We start from the raw sequence: 16,294 nt of genomic DNA on the forward strand, positions 1-16,294 counted from the left end.
ATGAAGCTGATTCGGTATTCAAACGGATTCGGTTATTAAAAAGTAGCCGAAGCCCGAGCCTTGCGAATCATGTTCATGGTGCTGTGCCTGTCATTGATTATGATTAGCGATCATTCGTTGACAATTCCTCATCAGGACAATGATTCTCTTTGCATAAATTGTAACAGTTTGTAAGAGCCGCCGCAACACGCCACGGCACACTTCTTTGAACTTCTGAGACATATCAAACCGAGTTTAAGTGCAAAAAATCATAGTCGTTAGCGGAAGCGTCCGATTGTCATGTTTCGTTTTGCAGGATAGACAGCTCTGTCAACGAATTTTGATGGTAAATTTGGATGGAAGTCTCAATATCCAGTTCTCGAATGTAGGTATACGAATATTTTCGTAAGCATCGGAATCTGGTGATAAACTTGTACCAATTATAATTATTCTTACTATCTATTAGACGCAACAGCATGGGGAATAGTTTCACCATTTTATTTCCAAAGGTGATTTCCCAGCTTCTCTACGCACAAAAGAGCCCCATCCCCTAAGGGATGGAAGCTCTTGTTAAGTCCAATCCAGGAAACTACAGTCCCTGTCTTCATTATTATTAGATATTCATACGCATGTCCGTTCCGATGATCCTGTACGTTAATATTAACCTTGTTCGATCAATCCGTACTTACCATCGTTCCGTTTGTAAACCACGCTAACTTCTTCACTGTCAATGTTGGAGAATACGAAGAAATTGTGACCAACCATGTTCATTTGGAGGATGGCCTCTTCCACGTCCATTGGTTTCAACATAAAGCGTTTCGTCCGTACGACTTCAAAATCATCGTCATCCGTATCCGTATCCAGTTCAGCAGTAGCTACAGTACCTGTTGGATCTTCAACGAAGAGTGTTTTCAGGCTACCTTCCTGGCGGAACTTACGGTTAATTTTTGTTTTGTGTTTGCGGATCTGACGTTCCAGCTTGTCCACCACGGAGTCAATGGATGCGTACATATCGTCGCTCTCATCCTCGGCGCGGAGCACAATGCCTTTCAAAGGAATCGTCACCTCTACCGTATGCAAACCTCTCGTCGTGCTCAATGTAACAGCACCGTCAGAGTTAAGGGGTGCATCGAAATACTTCTCGAGTCTACTCAACTTTTTGTCGACATAATCCTTCAAAGCATCAGTAACCTCGATTTGTTGACCTCGAATACTTAAATTCATAGGGCACTCCTCCTTTTTCCTTTGCCACTTCATTATAACACGAATGTAAGCGCCATGTAAAAACTCCCGGTGACCGAATAATGACATCTGTTCAAGCCACATCTGCCAATATCGAATTACCGCCATATTTCGTGATATTTCGCCATTTTGAGCCATAATCAAGAAATCACATTGGTTGTCTTCTCAGGCGCTTGAATGATGTAATTAACCATTTCTGAGCGGGTTCAATCTATGATGTGAAATTTAAAATAAATTCCCGAATCTTCCTTCACTATTAATAATCACTACTTATTTTAACTTGGACCTGACATACTGCAGGTATACCTGAGAACTTGAAAACTTCCCTACTTACTCATTCCCATTAGAATCAAGCTTATAATTCAAAAACCCATAAAAAAGGATCTTCCCTATTCCTCTTTCATGGGTTTGAAGTTACTATTTTAACCGTCTTCTATAATTAAACTATATTCATTCAGCCACGTAAGCTGCCACTGTTACTTCCTCCACGCTTCCTGCATTGTGACCTGTTTTAGCCGCATAACGCACTTCATACGTTCCTGACGCCAAACCTGTGATAGTCGTACTCTCTGCTGTTACCTTTGTCCAGTCACTCGCACCTTGCAAGCGGTATTCCATTTCATCGGTTACTCCTGTGATTGTACCGTCATTTCCTGTTGCCGTTACCGCTGTGGAATTCAATCCTTCTGGAGCTTTTTGATCTTGATTCTTCACTTCTACTGTATACTTCAAGGCTTCTCCCTGGGACTTAAATTCAGTGCCTTGTTGAGCCGTAAAGATTGTAATTATATACGTCCCTACCACTGCGCTTTCTTTAGCCTTTACCGTCAAGTTGATTGTACGTTTTGCTCCTGCTTCAAATCCTACCGTATGAGCCACACCACTGGATTGTCTCAAGCCATAGAACAAACTATTTCCGCCCATCGGTTGAGCCAGTACAGTTTTATATTGCTCAAATCCTTCGATCCCGAAGTCAGCCTTTTCGCGGTTGCTATCCGGAATCGTATCCACAGTGCCATCGTTCGTTTGTAATGTAATCTCGCTTAATACATCATTGAACGGGAGTACATTCCCTTCAGCATCTGTCAGTTGCAACGCTATATACGCACCATCTGAATAGTAATTGTAGCTACTTCCATTCGTGTTTTCTAGCTTGTCCTTACTACCTATGCCGTTAATAGAACTCCAGTTGAAGCTTACCGCTCCAGTATTCAGATCACTGTTCTCCTGCATCTTAGTTACTGTAGTATCAGGTGCCACATAAGCTGCCACTGTTACTTCCTCCACGCTTCCTGCATTGTGACCTGTTTTAGCCGCATAACGTACTTCATAGGTTCCTGCAACCAATTCCGTGATTTCAGTTCCTGTCACTGCTGTCCAAGCATTATTAGAGTCTTTTAAGCGGTATTCCATCGCATCTGTAACGCCTGTAATTTTACCGTCATTTCCTGCTGCAGTTACCGCTGTGGAATTCAATCCTTCTGGAGCTTTTTGATCTTGATTCGGTGCCTGCACTTCTACTGTATACTTCAAGGCTTCTCCCTGGGACTTAAATTCAGTGCCTTGTTGAGCCGTAAAGATTGTAATTGTATACGTCCCTACCACTGCGCTTTCTTTAGCCTTTACCGTCAAGTTGATTGTACGTTTTGCTCCTGCTTCAAATCCTACCGTATGAGCCACACCACTGGATTGTCTCAAGCCATAGAACAAACTATTTCCGCCCATCGGTTGAGCCAGTACAGTTTTATATTGCTCAAATCCTTCGATCCCGAAGTCAGCCTTTTCGCGGTTGCTATCCGGAATCGTATCCACAGTGCCATCGTTCGTTTGTAATGTAATCTCGCTTAATACATCATTGAACGGGAGTACATTCCCTTCAGCATCTGTCAGTTGCAACGCTATATACGCACCATCTGAATAGTAATTGTAGCTACTTCCATTCGTGTTTTCTAGCTTGTCTTTACTACCTATGCCGTTAATAGAACTCCAGTTGAAGCTTACCGCTCCAGTATTCAGATCACTGTTCTCCTGCATCTTAGTTACTGTAGTATCAGGTGCCACATAAGCTGCCACTGTTACTTCCTCCACGCTTCCTGCATTGTGACCTGTTTTAGCCGCATAACGTACTTCATAGGTTCCTGCAACCAATTCCGTGATTTCAGTTCCTGTCACTGCTGTCCAAGCATTATTAGAGTCTTTTAAGCGGTATTCCATCGCGTCTGTAACGCCTGTAATTTTACCGTCATTTCCTGCTGCAGTTACCGCTGTGGAATTCAATCCTTCTGGAGCTTTTTGATCTTGATTCGGTGCCTGCACTTCTACTGTATACTTCAAGGCTTCTCCCTGGGACTTAAATTCAGTGCCTTGTTGAGCCGTAAAGATTGTAATTGTATACGTCCCTACCACTGCGCTTTCTTTAGCCTTTACCGTCAAGTTGATTGTACGTTTTGCTCCTGCTTCAAATCCTACCGTATGAGCCACACCACTGGATTGTCTCAAGCCATAGAACAAACTATTTCCGCCCATCGGTTGAGCCAGTACAGTTTTATATTGCTCAAATCCTTCGATCCCGAAGTCAGCCTTTTCGCGGTTGCTATCCGGAATCGTATCCACAGTGCCATCGTTCGTTTGTAATGTAATCTCGCTTAATACATCATTGAACGGGAGTACATTCCCTTCAGCATCTGTCAGTTGCAACGCTATATACGCACCATCTGAATAGTAATTGTAGCTACTTCCATTCGTGTTTTCTAGCTTGTCTTTACTACCTATGCCGTTAATAGAACTCCAGTTGAAGCTTACCGCTCCGGTATTCAGATCACTGTTCTCCTGCATCTTAGTTACTGTAGTATCAGGTGCCACATAAGCTGCCACTGTTACTTCCTCCACGCTTCCTGCATTGTGACCTGTTTTAGCCGCATAACGCACTTCATAGGTTCCTGCAACCAATTCCGTGATTTCAGTTCCTGTCACTGCTGTCCAGGCATTATTAGAGTCTTTCAAGCGATATTCCATCGCGTCTGTAACGCCTGTAATTGTACCGTCATTTCCTGTTGCCGTTACCGCTGTGAAACTCAGCCCTGTTGGCGCTGCCTGATCTGCTACTACCACCACTTCCGTTACTGCTCCAGCATTAAACCCTGCTTTCGCTGCATAACGTACTTCATACGTTCCTGCTACCAGTCCTGTGATTTCTGTTCCGCTCACGGATGCCCAGTTAGTCGTTCCTTTCAAGCGATATTCCATCGCCGCAGTAACTCCAGTAATTTTTCCATCATTACCTGCTTCAGTGACTCCTTTAGGGGACAGGCCCGTTGGTTTTTCTTGATTTATTGCTCCCCCACCTGTCGAGCCACCACTTGATCCTCCACTCGAAGATCCACCTGAAGAAGATCCACCTGAAGAAGATTCTCCGCTTGGAGCAGTAACCGTAGTTGATGGCGTGTTAACAACAATGCTACCTTTTTGGTCACCTTGAACATTGCTTGGTCTTACATCAAATGCGGAATTCTGGGAACCGGAATTCAGTGTTACCGTTGTAATATTAGATGCACCTAATATTTTTGAAATTGCGTTTAATACAAGATTCACAACTTGCGCACCAGCACTAATTTGGATTGTGTTATTGGCAGCCGTAGCATCCACTTTCACGTCCTGAATTGATCCACGCTGCAATTGTACAGTCACGGATGCGCTGAATACATCAACATCATCAAATTTACCATTTAATTGAACTTTCGCATTAGATGGCAGTTCTTTTGCCAATTCAATATCAGTAAATCCCTCACCTTTTAGTTCATTCTCTTCCAATTTGGCAGAAGATTGTACAATCACTTTTTGAGCTGTTGTTGTGCCTTCTGCGACCAAACGAACGGTACCATCCTTTTTATTTACTAGAACGTTGACGAGTACTGAATCTACAAAATGAATAGAGTTCTCACCGCCACCCTCTACATTGGTAGTACCGTGGACTTTTACATTTTTAATGGTTACGTCTCCGCTGCCAATACCTGAAGCAAGCAGTAAATCACCTTTAATTTCATAGTTTTCAAGAGTCACGCCAGCCACATTAATAATTACATCACCGTTCACAACTTTGGTTTCTTGTGCGCTTCCATATGTTCCTGGTGTATCAATGCTTAAAGTTTCTTTTGCTACCGTCCGGTTGTTTAGAGCAGAATCAATCAGGACAATCGCTTCAGCGCGAGTCAGCTGCTTTTGAGCCTGGAACGTGCCATCTGGGTATCCTTTCATGATCCCCTTCTCAATTACTGCTGCAATACTCCCCTGACTCCAAGCAGGAATTTTACCTGCATCTTTGAATTGTTTGATTCCTTCAGAGTTACTTGGGTCCAAACCAAGAACACTAGATATCATACTCGCTGCTTCCTGACGGCTAACATTGGAAGAAGGTTGGAAGGTATTGTCGGAATACCCTTTAACATAACCAGCTTTGAGCGCTTTAGCTACGTCATTATATGCCCAGTTGGATGGTGACAAATCTTTAAAATCAGCAGATGCTGTTTCAGAAAATTCAAACAACCGATTCACCAATACGATGAACTCGGCACGTGTAATTGCGCTATTAGGTTTAACCGAACCATCCTGGTAGCCCTTCAGACTTCCATTTGCAATCCAGCTATCAATTTGTTGTTCCGCCCAGTGTCCTTTAACATCATTTACAGACTGTGCAGATACAGCACCCATTGATGACAGTGCCATACTTAAGCTCAATGCGCTAACAAATGCTCCACGAAGTTTTTTCTTTTTGCTCATGTTGTCCTCCTAAAGTCTTATGTATTAATCTCAGATAATTGTTAATGCTCTGTTAGACGATTGTAATAATTCTAACAACTTAGATGTATGGGTCTAATTATCTAGTAAGGTAGTAACAATATACCATATACTGGACGAAGTATTCTACTATTTATTTACTCTTCAATGATAGTTCAGGAAGAAGATTGGAATCTCCCTCCAGAAAAACTCGTTTTTTACACTATTACTATGTTGAATAATCAATCTCTTATCATCGTTTATCCACATACTTTCGCTCTTATGCATCATTAAAAATTTTACCGCTTTAATTATCAAACAGCTCTAAAATCGTATTTTTTAGAACACTCATTTATAGGAACAATGATAGCTTTATGTAAAATTGAAGCTAGACTTAATTAAATTTATAATAAAACAAAAAAAGACCCCGGAAAGTACCGGAGTCTGATGCTAGCGATAATTCAATCTGGTAACCATCTAACCATATATGTAGGTCGGATTGTCCGGATGATTATAATTTGATTACGTTAGCTGCTTGCGGTCCACGCGCGCCTTCGACGATGTCGAATTCTACGGATTGACCTTCTTCCAAAGTTTTGAATCCTTCGGATTGAATTGCGGAGAAATGTACGAATACGTCGCCGCCGTCTTCAGTCTCAATGAAACCGTAACCTTTTTCTGCGTTGAACCATTTTACTTTACCTTGCATGCACTAACATTCCCTTCGTCATCAAATGAAGTGAAGCTTTCGGCCTTAACCTCTGCCCACAATTCAGATAATACCATCCAAAGTTATCCATTGTCAATTGGAAAAGTAAATGTTTTCTTGGAATTTTTTGTAGATTAATTGGGGATTGTGTTGAGAGGTGGGATATCTTGAATATATCAGGTTTAACAGTTTACTGTTTAGTCTAATTTAACAGTATTAGCGGCCTAAAAATATAATTGGATATAGTAAATGTTTTATTTTTAGTTTTATTTTAATATAAAAGGAAAAATATTGAATTTAATTTAATTATGATATACTATAGGTAGTATAAAAAGGAGATGACACTATGAAAAAACTTTTATTGGCTACATCAATGGTTCTACTATTCTCAGTAAGTGCAGGAGTAGCGAGTGCTGCTGAATCAACTGTTGCATCAGCGGCTACTAAAGCCATCGAGTACACCATCACATTAAAGGTCGGAGAATCTTATCAGTTAGGGTATAATCCGACTTATGGCCGTAATTATACTTATTACATTGCTCCGGATAATCAAGACTATTTTGGTGTTAGTCGTAATGGGATGCTCACAGCATATAAACATAATTTTCAAATTATGCCTTGGGAAGACCATGGTGAAGTTAATGTGGTAGATGCCAGTGGCAACCACATCGAGAGAGTACATGTAAGAATAGTTCAATAGAAAATCATGAAAGAACATTTCCTTCCTTGGAGGCAAATGTTCTTTTTGTTTGGTTGAATATTCCTCTCCTGAATAACGACAAATAATACAAAAAAACCTTATTTCACACCTTTGACTCGTGGAATGCTTACCTTAGTCAAAGTTCGTGCATAAAGGTTTTTTTGTAGAATTCTTATTTTTTTCTATCCATTAAAAAACTATCTGGTGTATATCCCGCTTCATACGCGTTTCTTTGCACTTTCGCCTGTCCACGCTTATGCAACCAATCCTGTGCTTCCAGTCGAAGCGTGTTCATTCGAGCAAGAATCTCCTGATCTTTTTCCAATAGGCTATTAATGATGGTTTTCTCATGTTCACTAGCCTGTTCTTGAGAAAAGTGTTCAATCAATTGATCCACAATCTCTTGTCGTACTTCTGTGAAGGATTCAAGTTGCTCGTAACTCATATCATATAGATTAACCAAAATGTAATTAGTCGTACTCTCCAATTGACTAATACATTCTGATCTATACATTGGAATTCACAGGTTGACCTTCCTGGCTGATCGCAATCTTGGAAGCTTGAATCCAGGTCTCACGGAGTTCGGATAGATAACCTACAGCTTCTTCGGCCTTCGTTTCATCTCGATGAATGTTGGCTTCAACAAGCAAGTAATTCGTGTACTCATACAGAGAATATAAATTTTTCGAAATATCATAATCCTGATTCAATGTACTCATTAATTCACTAACAATGGTTTGAGCTTTCCCCAGATTGAGATTAACCTTTTCAATATCCTGTTGTTGCATTGCAGCAATTGCCGTCTTGGCAAAACGAATAGCTCCGTCATATAACATGATGACTAACTGCGCCGGATTAGAGGTTTGGACAGAGGATTGACGATATTTATCATATGGAGAAGTGATCAAAAGTCTCACCCTTTATATTAAAATTAATTACCCAATTGAGATAGAAGACTGGACGACTGTGACTGCAACTGTGTCATTGCTTTTTCCATCGCAGCAAACTGCTTATAATAACGATTTTCAGTAGCTGTAATATTGCGCTGCATCGTATCAATTCTGCTATTATACTCTTTCAGTTGCCTGCCCATTGGATTTTCCGCACTGAATGTGCTTGTGAGATCTGTTGTAAAACGGTTCGTACCTGAACGATCAGATATCCGTTGAATTGCCGTAGTAGCCTTATCTGATAATTTATCGAATAACCCGTCGTTTGGCGAAGATACCGGCCCTTGGAATACATCAATCACGGCCTGTGGATTGGTACTAATCATACTTCTGAGCTTTGCCTCATCTTTTATAATGAGTTTACCATTCTCTGAATACGTTCCCGTAGTGATCCCCATCGCACTGAGAGGCCCAAGTGCTCCTGTGATTACACTTCGCATATCTGACAGCACGGACTTGATGATATCATTATTTTTCAGCATTCCACTTTGAGCTTTTTCTGTCCAAGCCAGAATCTCAGATTCTTTCATTTCTTTTTTATTTTCGTCTGTGAGTGGTCTAAAATCCTTATATCTGGTTTCTCTAATCGTTGAGTTCAGTGATTCAATAAGTTTATTGTAATCATCAATGAAACCTTTGATCGTTTCAAGCGCCTTGTCTGGATCAGTTTGGTTTTTGATAATGACAGGGTTATTAGCCTCTGTCTCCTCTAGCATTGTCAATTGCACACCATTAATAGTGAAGGTATTCGTTCTAATATTGTTAATAGATTGGCCATTCACCTTGACCACAGCATTACTGCCCGGTATATCATTCCCACTCGAATCTTTAAGTGATTCCAAAGATTTAGAGTCTTCTATAAGAGGCTCTGCTCCCTTAAATAAAGCCAAGAATTCATAAGACTTACCACCTAGCTTAATTTCTTCAATTCCATTTTTAGCTTCAAAACTAAGTTTGCCTTTATCATCAAAACTAGCGGTTACTCCAGCTTTTGCATTATTGGTAATTTCATCTACTATGCTCTGAATGGATGCTGTATCTTTGAATTCAAACTTCTCACCATTAATACTGAAACTATAAGTCTTCGCCGCTGCGCCTGGTTCGGGAGCCTTGCCATCAAGTAACGTTTTCAAGTCAGCAAGCGTCTTGTCTTGTGTAACACCTGTTCCTGCACCATTTGTTTCTATTTTTGTTTTTTTGGAAAACAAAGCAATAATTGAGTTACTACCTGACGGAGTCTCGATAACTACTTTTCCATCCGCTCCACCCGATTTCGAAGCAAATGACAGTTTACCAGTAGCCTCATCATAACTCGCAACAACATCGGCTGCTGCATCAGCGTTAATAACAGAGATCATGGATGCAATCGAAGTGGTACCGTTGAATTTATCTTTAAAAGGCACACCATTAATGGTGATATCGAATTTTTTTTCAATATACTCTGCCCTCTCTGTAGCACTCAAGCTGGAGAGATCAACGCCATCGAGAGTAGCTAAGGAGGTACCAGCACCAATTCCTTGGCCTAAACCTGGCGTTTCAAGCGTCTTTGCTACTGCCAATTTCTCAACACTGACTTTCATATCAGCCATCGTCGCACTTGCTCTAGCTTCAGCTTTAACCGCAGTTGTATTGCCAGACACTATCGACTTATTAGCATTAAGCGCTGACGGGGCACCATATTTATCTGTTAGTTTATTGATACGAAAATCATACAACTTGCTACTTACCTCGCGATAGCTCTCACGTTGCCATTGAAGAACCTGTTTATCCTGATTCAATCTGTCCATTCTGAGATTCTTGGTAGCCATCATGCTCTTGACCATACTATCAATATCCATACCTGAAAAGCCGTTAACGCGTGTAACCATTGTGCACCTCCAGATCCATATTATACCTTCTCGTCAACTAAAATTCCGGCAAGTTCCATCATTTTAGCAACCAAATCCAATGTTTTCTCAGGAGGAATCTCGCGGATCAACTCCCCTGTATCTCTATTAAGTACCTTTACCATAATTTCATGTGTTTTCTCGTGAATACTAATATCCAATGTCGTTTGTGGGCCTTGCAGGGATTTCACGGCATTCTCAATCGTTCTAATCAAGTGTTCCTGACCAGCAGATAGAGGAGCTCCTTGCTTCTCCAACTGACTCAAACTCAAACCTTTATTTAAGCTTGAATTCAAGTCTCCTCGTTGCGTTTCAGATGCTGAAGATATATCCCCTTGTTGACTGACAGATGATGACGTATTAGCGGATAATGAGAACTGTACATTCATCTTTACCACTACCTCCGGCTACATATTTACTTTTTATATCGGTTATCATCACGTTTCTCATTAGAGCTTTATAAAAAATATGTATAAAAAGACCTCGGACAATGCCGAGGTCTTTTATGAACGGAATATTTAATTTTTGATCAAAATCGACATATATGCCATTGAGGTGAATCCATTATCTTCTAATAGCTCAAGAACATTATTGAGATAAGTGGAGTTGTGTTCGATCGTTTTAGCGAATGACTGAATAAGTTTTATAACAAGTTCCTCATTCAAGCCCTTATGGAAACCAGCCATACCAATCAAATGTAGCTTAATCATAGAGAAGTGAACGACCATCATAACGTAATCATCATATACCCGGCTTCGTCCAAATGGGAATAGATTTTTGAAAACATGGTTTACAAGGTAGTTTTCGAGGATATATTCATGCTCTTCCATGTAGGGAGTATAATAATTTTCACTTGCCGCCATATATCTCTCTGCAATCTCTTCCTCTGCGGAGTCCTCAGTATACATAATCCCGTTCAGCGCTTCCACTACACATTCCATATAACGAGAGTTATGCATTCCATGTCCAAAACGGAAATCCATAAGCTCCTTACATATTTTCATCTGTACTGTTTGATTTACAGGAATATTTGCCAATGACTCTTTAGTAGCAGGATCTTCAATCATCCTTGAATACGTTGTGATGGTATCAAGAACTTCTTCCATGTTCCCATCGTCGATCTGAGATTGTATCTTCTGGTAGAACAGCCCTAATACAATCAATCGTTCTGATATTGTGTAATCACGACTTTGCAACACTTGAATCGTAAAAATCCTTAAGTCCCAGAAATACTTTGTTAATTTATTTTTGGCACTCGGATTATCGGTAACAATCTGCTTGGTAATCCAGACTTTGTTGTCTTCGCTTTCTTCAATCTCATTAAACTGAATGCCGGCTGGATTCAACAACGTAACTCTCGCTGCTTCTGGACAAGATAAGGTCGTAGACTTCTCTATTACACCATTGATGCTGTTTATACTTCTAGGATAAGTACTGCACACATTGGATAAGAAGTCTTCACCTAAAGTGAGCTGAACCTTACACAAGTTTTCCTCAGATAGGAATCCACATCTTCCTTGTTCATCCATTTTAATTTTGCCATATCTATGTTCATTAGGCTCTGATCGTTGTCTAGAGACGTTCTTATCAAATAAAGGTCTTAACTCAATATTACGAGATTTGGCATACTTCTTATAAGTCTGTTGATCAATGTCAACTCTCCATCCGACACAGCAAGAATCTTCACAGGCTGAGCCTATACAGGCAAATTCCTGCATATACTCGGGAACTAGAATGGTTCGATTTTTTGTTGTCATGAGTCTACCTCTCATTCACCTTTTGTAAATAAAAATAGATATCCTCACGTAGAAGATATCTATTTCAACTTGCAAATTTGAAAAAATTCCGAAGGAATTGGATAACCAATTCCTCCAGGAATAATTTAAAATTAACGAAGCAATTGCAGAACGCCTTGTGGCTGTTGGTTTGCTTGTGCCAACATTGCTTGAGCTGCTTGAGCCAAGATGTTGTTTTTCGTTTGGGACATCATTTCTTTCGCCATGTCTACGTCACGGATACGGGATTCCGCTGCAGTCAAGTTCTCAGAAGAAGTTCCCAAGTTGTTGATTGTGTGCTCCAAGCGGTTTTGAACAGCACCCAATTTGGAACGCTCGCTGGATACAGAAGCAATCGCTTTGTCAACGGTTGTGATTGCACTGGCAGCGTTCGTGTTGCTTGTCAAATCAAGAGCCTTCTCAGCATTCTTGTTGTCTGTTCCGTCTGTTACGTTATCGGCTGCAGAGAAGCCTTTACCTGTACCTGTGATACCCAGTGCCGCAGCACGCATATCGTTAACGCCCAAAGACAGGGATTGGTTTTGGTTCGCACCAATTTGGAATGATGCAGAACGATCTTCGTACTCAGCAGGTGAGATCTCTGGACCCACTACTTCCACTTTAGCCGTTGCTGTCTCTAATTTAAATGTACCTTCCAGCGCTGTTGCATTCCCTTTCGCCAGATCAAACTTAATGCCATTCGCATCATAATTGAATGTAGCACCTACGCCAGAGAACTTCGTAGAAGATACGGAGTTTCCGTCTTTATCCAATAGATCAACAGTCAGGTCAGTACCAGCAAGTGTTACTTTTACATCGGAAACATTAGCTAGCAGTTGAGCATTAGTTGCATCAACTTTAAATCCAGTCAGTGCCGCCTTGGTAGCACCCGTACTATTGTCTGTCGCAAATTCTTGCGAAGTAGGAATTGTGTTAACAGCAGCTGTAGTTAAATTACCAGTACCGCCATTGGCTTTTTTCAAATCCATTGTTACAGATTCACCTACAGCCCAATCTTTGGCATCAGCACCCTTAAAGGAGAAGGAGATACCCTCATTATTAAATGAGTATGTGTCCGTAGCGTTATCGTAAGCCAATGCTTGTGCATCAATTTCGAGATTTAAAGGAGTACCCGTTTTATCAATACCATCAAATGAAAGCTTAAAGCCATCGGCATCTCTTTCAATTTTAATTTCATTCTTGCCTGCTGCTGAAGCTTCATTTACTGCTCCCCAATCAAAACCGTTCGCAGCTTTACCCGTAAACTTGACGTCAAATGCCACTTGGGAAGAATCTTTAGACCATGCAATTGGTTCTTCGCCGACTTTAATCGTTTGGGTAATTGCTTTATTAACATCAACTGTCGTAGCTGGAGTAGTTACCGCTGCTTTTGTCATGAATTTATCAGACAAGTCACCGTTCAACAATTTCTTTGTATTGAACTCCGTTGTGTTACCAATACGGTTGATCTCGGAAGTCAACTGGTTCATTTCTTTTTGCAGTTCGCCACGATCTTGCTCTGTGTTTGTATCATTGGAAGATTGAACTGCAAGCTCACGCATACGTTGCAGGATGGAGTGAGTTTCGTTCAATGCACCCTCAGCTGTTTGAATCAAAGAGATACCATCTTGAGCGTTACGAGTAGCTTGGTCCAAACCACGGATTTGTCCGCGCATTTTTTCGGAAATTGCCAAACCTGCAGCATCGTCACCAGCACGGTTGATACGAAGGCCTGAAGACAATTTTTCGATGTTTTTGTTCGTGTTAGCAGTGTTAGTGCTCAGTTGGCGGTGTGTGTTCAACGCCGCGATATTGTGGTTGATAATCATTAGAAATTTCCTCCCTGAAAATAAGTTAGTTCCACATCCTTGTGGTAAACGCTGCGACATTAAGGTCGGCCGCCCTGCCGAAGCAGCGTCTAAATTATATATCGACGAGAGGTGTGCAAGTGTTTATAGCAAAATGGAATATTTTTAATCTTTTTTCAATTCCGAGTTACGCAGGCGTTCCATAAATGCTTCAACATTGGCGGCAAGAGGCGTAGCTGACTCTCGGTTAGCTTCCTGAATGGACGCATATATCTCCTGACGATAGATATCAATATGTTTTGGAGCGGAAATGCCAATCCTCACCGTATCCCCTTCTACAGCTAGTACAGTAACCTCAATCTGATCCTGAATAATGATGGACTCACCCTTTTTACGTGATAATACCAGCATCTCACACACCTCCTTTTGCTGATTCCGCATGTTCTTCAGGCCAAATCAAGCAACGTGTCTCATACCCGGATTGATGTAGCACAACCTGTTTACCTGTCCGCTTCTCAGGGTTAAGCACAACCGGAGCCAATAGATTCATCGTAGATCGGCTTACCTGTGTATGAATCGTGACCATAGAATACACTTCAACCTGGTCACGAATCTCAAGCTCATCTCGATCTGCCTCGGGTAATTCAAAGCTATATCCAGGAGAGAAGAGGAATGGATTAACAAGCAGGAAGGAAAGCTCTTGCTCCTGAAGAGATTGTAAATATACAAAGGGAGTATCCTCCCACGGAATTAATGCAAATTTGTGCTCATCATCGAATCCAGGTAGCCCCTTGGAAAAGGAATAAATAACCTCATCTTGCACTTCGATCTCGCCCCACATACTTGTCTGAATTTTCATAATAACGAAGCCTCCCAAACAAAGATTTTACGCAAAAAGAGCTGTAGATGTCTGCTTCAAGACTGTCTACAGCTCTACTTTATAGTTGTTACATTCCGACATCAATAGCTGGTGGCGTATACTGTATTGATGCATACTGCTTCACATAGATGTCGAGTTTACCTCGCTGATACTCGATTTCAGGTCGATTGACCCTAACATTCAGCTCTGAAACGGCTGGTGTGTAATTAAGTTCCGGAGCACGAACATTGACACGAACATCTACGTTGTCGATAGATGCCGGTCCTCGCATCTCTGGAAAAGAAGTCCCCTGCCAATCCTCACCAATAATATTAGCAATCGTATTACCTGGTTTATGAATCTCTGCTAATTGATCTCCTTGTTGAACACGATTAGCAATGTTTTGTAAGAAAATCTGCTGAATACCCGAATAAATCCGAGCATTCATATCAATCATATTTCCACCATTGTAAGCTGCGAATGCTTTAGATTGATCAACATTCAGCTCTGGAGCATGACTTTGAACTGTTAACTTAGCAGGTCTTGTGTGGAGCTGCACATCCGCCTTAGGCTGACGCAGTGAGAACTGCCCAAGATCAGCATCTATGCTTAGTAGAGATGGTGTCGTTCTAATCTGAACAACAGGAAGAGTATTCATACCACCCCTCCTTTTATCTCAGAAAGTCCACAAGAGACGGTGATATAATCTTGGAGCCTGCTGATAGTGAGGCGTTATATATGTTTTCCTGTATTTTAGACTTCATGACAAGTTCGGCATAATCGGCATCCTCAACCTTCGCCTGAAGATCGGTCAAGTTCACACCCAGATCATCTAAACGTCCCATCATCAGATCAATCCGATTCGTTTTAGCGCCAATTTCAGAGCGGATGGCCAGCATTTTATCCATTCTACTATCAATGGTACCGAGTTGATTGGATAATTCCTTCTGATCCCCATCGGATAATGCTTGAATAATGTTATTCAAAACAACAAAAAGGTTGTCATCTTCTTGGTCATTCCCAAATGCCTCGTTACCCGTTACATTGATCGGCAACTGTACACTTTCGCCAACAATAAAATTGATCTTTCCTGTATCTGTCAGGACTGAAGCTGCATCCGTCGTATCGGAAGATCCATTTGCATCCTTGGTAAAATCGTAAGGCTTAACGTCATATGTTTCACCATTAAATACATATTTACCATTTAGCTTGCTATTGGCTACATCAATGAGCTGTTCTTTTAACTGACTAACCTCTTCTTTGATACTATCAAGGGCAGACTGAGGGTTGGTTCCTGTCGAACCCTGAACAACCAACTCACGCAAACGTTGAACGATACTCCCTGCTTGATCCATGACTGTATCGTTAAAATCCAGCCAAGATGTCGCACTATCTACATTCTTCTGATATTGTTCATTCGACGCCAATTCAGCACGGTAACGCAAAGAGTAGGTAATACCTACCGGATCGTCTGAAGGCTTGTTAACTTTCATGCCGGTCGCCATTTGAGTCTGCGTATTATTCATCTGCTGTGCATTACGATTCAAGTTCAATAACAATTGGGAACTAAGCATGTTATTTGTTATTCTCATAGTCTAGTTATGCCACTCCCT

14 protein-coding genes are annotated in these 16,294 nt (G+C 41.2%); 1 reads left to right on the forward strand and 13 read right to left on the reverse strand.

Annotation, left to right across the window (positions count from 1 at the left end):
• Nucleotides 1-639: 639 nt before the first annotated feature.
• The 3 genes from hpf to MHB43_RS29135 all read right to left on the reverse strand — a co-directional run bounded on the left by hpf (nucleotide 640) and on the right by MHB43_RS29135 (nucleotide 6,703).
• On the reverse strand, nucleotides 640-1,203 hold the full coding sequence (gene hpf, locus MHB43_RS29125) for a ribosome hibernation-promoting factor, HPF/YfiA family (protein ID WP_036667734.1): 564 nt from the start codon (nucleotides 1,201-1,203) through the stop codon (nucleotides 640-642).
• 468 nt (nucleotides 1,204-1,671) lie between these two features.
• Nucleotides 1,672-5,997 (reverse strand): S-layer homology domain-containing protein, encoded by a 4,326-nt coding sequence (locus MHB43_RS29130; RefSeq protein ID WP_405130887.1) that lies wholly within the window; start codon nucleotides 5,995-5,997, stop codon nucleotides 1,672-1,674.
• Nucleotides 5,998-6,505: 508 nt separating this feature from the next.
• Nucleotides 6,506-6,703 carry a cold shock domain-containing protein gene (locus tag MHB43_RS29135; RefSeq protein WP_024631599.1) on the reverse strand — a complete coding sequence of 66 codons (198 nt, stop codon included), beginning with the start codon at nucleotides 6,701-6,703 and terminating at the stop codon, nucleotides 6,506-6,508.
• A gap of 346 nt (nucleotides 6,704-7,049) precedes the next feature.
• Between MHB43_RS29135 and MHB43_RS29140 the strand changes: the two genes are divergently transcribed.
• Nucleotides 7,050-7,403 carry a hypothetical protein gene (locus tag MHB43_RS29140; RefSeq protein WP_127549093.1) on the forward strand — a complete coding sequence of 118 codons (354 nt, stop codon included), beginning with the start codon at nucleotides 7,050-7,052 and terminating at the stop codon, nucleotides 7,401-7,403.
• 172 nt (nucleotides 7,404-7,575) lie between these two features.
• Here the strand turns inward: MHB43_RS29140 and MHB43_RS29145 are convergent, their stop codons facing one another.
• From MHB43_RS29145 to flgL, 10 genes are all read right to left on the reverse strand, one after another.
• Complete coding sequence (locus tag MHB43_RS29145) at nucleotides 7,576-7,890, reverse strand: flagellar protein FliT (RefSeq protein ID WP_405130888.1); 315 nt, start codon at nucleotides 7,888-7,890, stop codon at nucleotides 7,576-7,578.
• 19 nt (nucleotides 7,891-7,909) lie between these two features.
• Nucleotides 7,910-8,311, reverse strand: a complete 402-nt coding sequence (gene fliS / locus MHB43_RS29150; protein ID WP_405130889.1) for a flagellar export chaperone FliS — start codon at nucleotides 8,309-8,311, stop codon at nucleotides 7,910-7,912.
• A gap of 23 nt (nucleotides 8,312-8,334) precedes the next feature.
• Entirely contained in the window at nucleotides 8,335-10,221 is a 1,887-nt protein-coding gene (gene fliD, locus MHB43_RS29155) for a flagellar filament capping protein FliD (RefSeq protein ID WP_405130890.1), read from the reverse strand.
• Nucleotides 10,222-10,241: 20 nt separating this feature from the next.
• Nucleotides 10,242-10,628 carry a flagellar protein FlaG gene (locus MHB43_RS29160; RefSeq protein WP_405130891.1) on the reverse strand — a complete coding sequence of 129 codons (387 nt, stop codon included), beginning with the start codon at nucleotides 10,626-10,628 and terminating at the stop codon, nucleotides 10,242-10,244.
• Nucleotides 10,629-10,757: 129 nt separating this feature from the next.
• The gene (fliB, locus tag MHB43_RS29165) at nucleotides 10,758-11,996 is read right to left on the reverse strand and encodes a flagellin lysine-N-methylase (protein WP_339284425.1); all 1,239 of its coding nucleotides are present in this window, start codon (nucleotides 11,994-11,996) and stop codon (nucleotides 10,758-10,760) included.
• A gap of 131 nt (nucleotides 11,997-12,127) precedes the next feature.
• The gene (locus MHB43_RS29170; RefSeq protein WP_405130892.1) at nucleotides 12,128-13,843 is read right to left on the reverse strand and encodes a flagellin; all 1,716 of its coding nucleotides are present in this window, start codon (nucleotides 13,841-13,843) and stop codon (nucleotides 12,128-12,130) included.
• Between the two features lie 144 nt (nucleotides 13,844-13,987).
• The gene (gene csrA, locus MHB43_RS29175; protein ID WP_339284430.1) at nucleotides 13,988-14,233 is read right to left on the reverse strand and encodes a carbon storage regulator CsrA; all 246 of its coding nucleotides are present in this window, start codon (nucleotides 14,231-14,233) and stop codon (nucleotides 13,988-13,990) included.
• 1 nt (nucleotide 14,234) lies between these two features.
• Nucleotides 14,235-14,681, reverse strand: coding sequence for a flagellar assembly protein FliW (locus tag MHB43_RS29180; RefSeq protein WP_405130893.1), 447 nt, complete (start codon nucleotides 14,679-14,681; stop codon nucleotides 14,235-14,237).
• An 88-nt stretch (nucleotides 14,682-14,769) separates the two neighbouring features.
• Nucleotides 14,770-15,339, reverse strand: coding sequence for a DUF6470 family protein (locus tag MHB43_RS29185; protein WP_405130894.1), 570 nt, complete (start codon nucleotides 15,337-15,339; stop codon nucleotides 14,770-14,772).
• 13 nt (nucleotides 15,340-15,352) lie between these two features.
• Nucleotides 15,353-16,273 (reverse strand): flagellar hook-associated protein FlgL, encoded by a 921-nt coding sequence (gene flgL / locus MHB43_RS29190; RefSeq protein ID WP_405130895.1) that lies wholly within the window; start codon nucleotides 16,271-16,273, stop codon nucleotides 15,353-15,355.
• Nucleotides 16,274-16,294: the final 21 nt, after the last annotated feature.

The organism is Paenibacillus sp. FSL H8-0317, assembly GCF_045040685.1.
In the GTDB taxonomy this organism is placed as follows: domain Bacteria; phylum Bacillota; class Bacilli; order Paenibacillales; family Paenibacillaceae; genus Paenibacillus.

Coding starts and splice junctions, on each gene's coding strand:
- hpf (WP_036667734.1), bottom strand. CDS start 1,203: ATGAATTTAAGTATTCGAGGTCAACAAATCGAGGTTACTGATGCTTTG.
- MHB43_RS29130 (WP_405130887.1), bottom strand. CDS start 5,997: ATGAGCAAAAAGAAAAAACTTCGTGGAGCATTTGTTAGCGCATTGAGC.
- MHB43_RS29135 (WP_024631599.1), bottom strand. CDS start 6,703: ATGCAAGGTAAAGTAAAATGGTTCAACGCAGAAAAAGGTTACGGTTTC.
- MHB43_RS29140 (WP_127549093.1), top strand. CDS start 7,050: ATGAAAAAACTTTTATTGGCTACATCAATGGTTCTACTATTCTCAGTA.
- fliD (WP_405130890.1), bottom strand. CDS start 10,221: ATGGTTACACGCGTTAACGGCTTTTCAGGTATGGATATTGATAGTATG.
- MHB43_RS29160 (WP_405130891.1), bottom strand. CDS start 10,628: ATGAATGTACAGTTCTCATTATCCGCTAATACGTCATCATCTGTCAGT.
- fliB (WP_339284425.1), bottom strand. CDS start 11,996: ATGACAACAAAAAATCGAACCATTCTAGTTCCCGAGTATATGCAGGAA.
- MHB43_RS29170 (WP_405130892.1), bottom strand. CDS start 13,843: ATGATTATCAACCACAATATCGCGGCGTTGAACACACACCGCCAACTG.
- csrA (WP_339284430.1), bottom strand. CDS start 14,233: ATGCTGGTATTATCACGTAAAAAGGGTGAGTCCATCATTATTCAGGAT.
- MHB43_RS29180 (WP_405130893.1), bottom strand. CDS start 14,681: ATGAAAATTCAGACAAGTATGTGGGGCGAGATCGAAGTGCAAGATGAG.
- MHB43_RS29185 (WP_405130894.1), bottom strand. CDS start 15,339: ATGAATACTCTTCCTGTTGTTCAGATTAGAACGACACCATCTCTACTA.
- flgL (WP_405130895.1), bottom strand. CDS start 16,273: ATGAGAATAACAAATAACATGCTTAGTTCCCAATTGTTATTGAACTTG.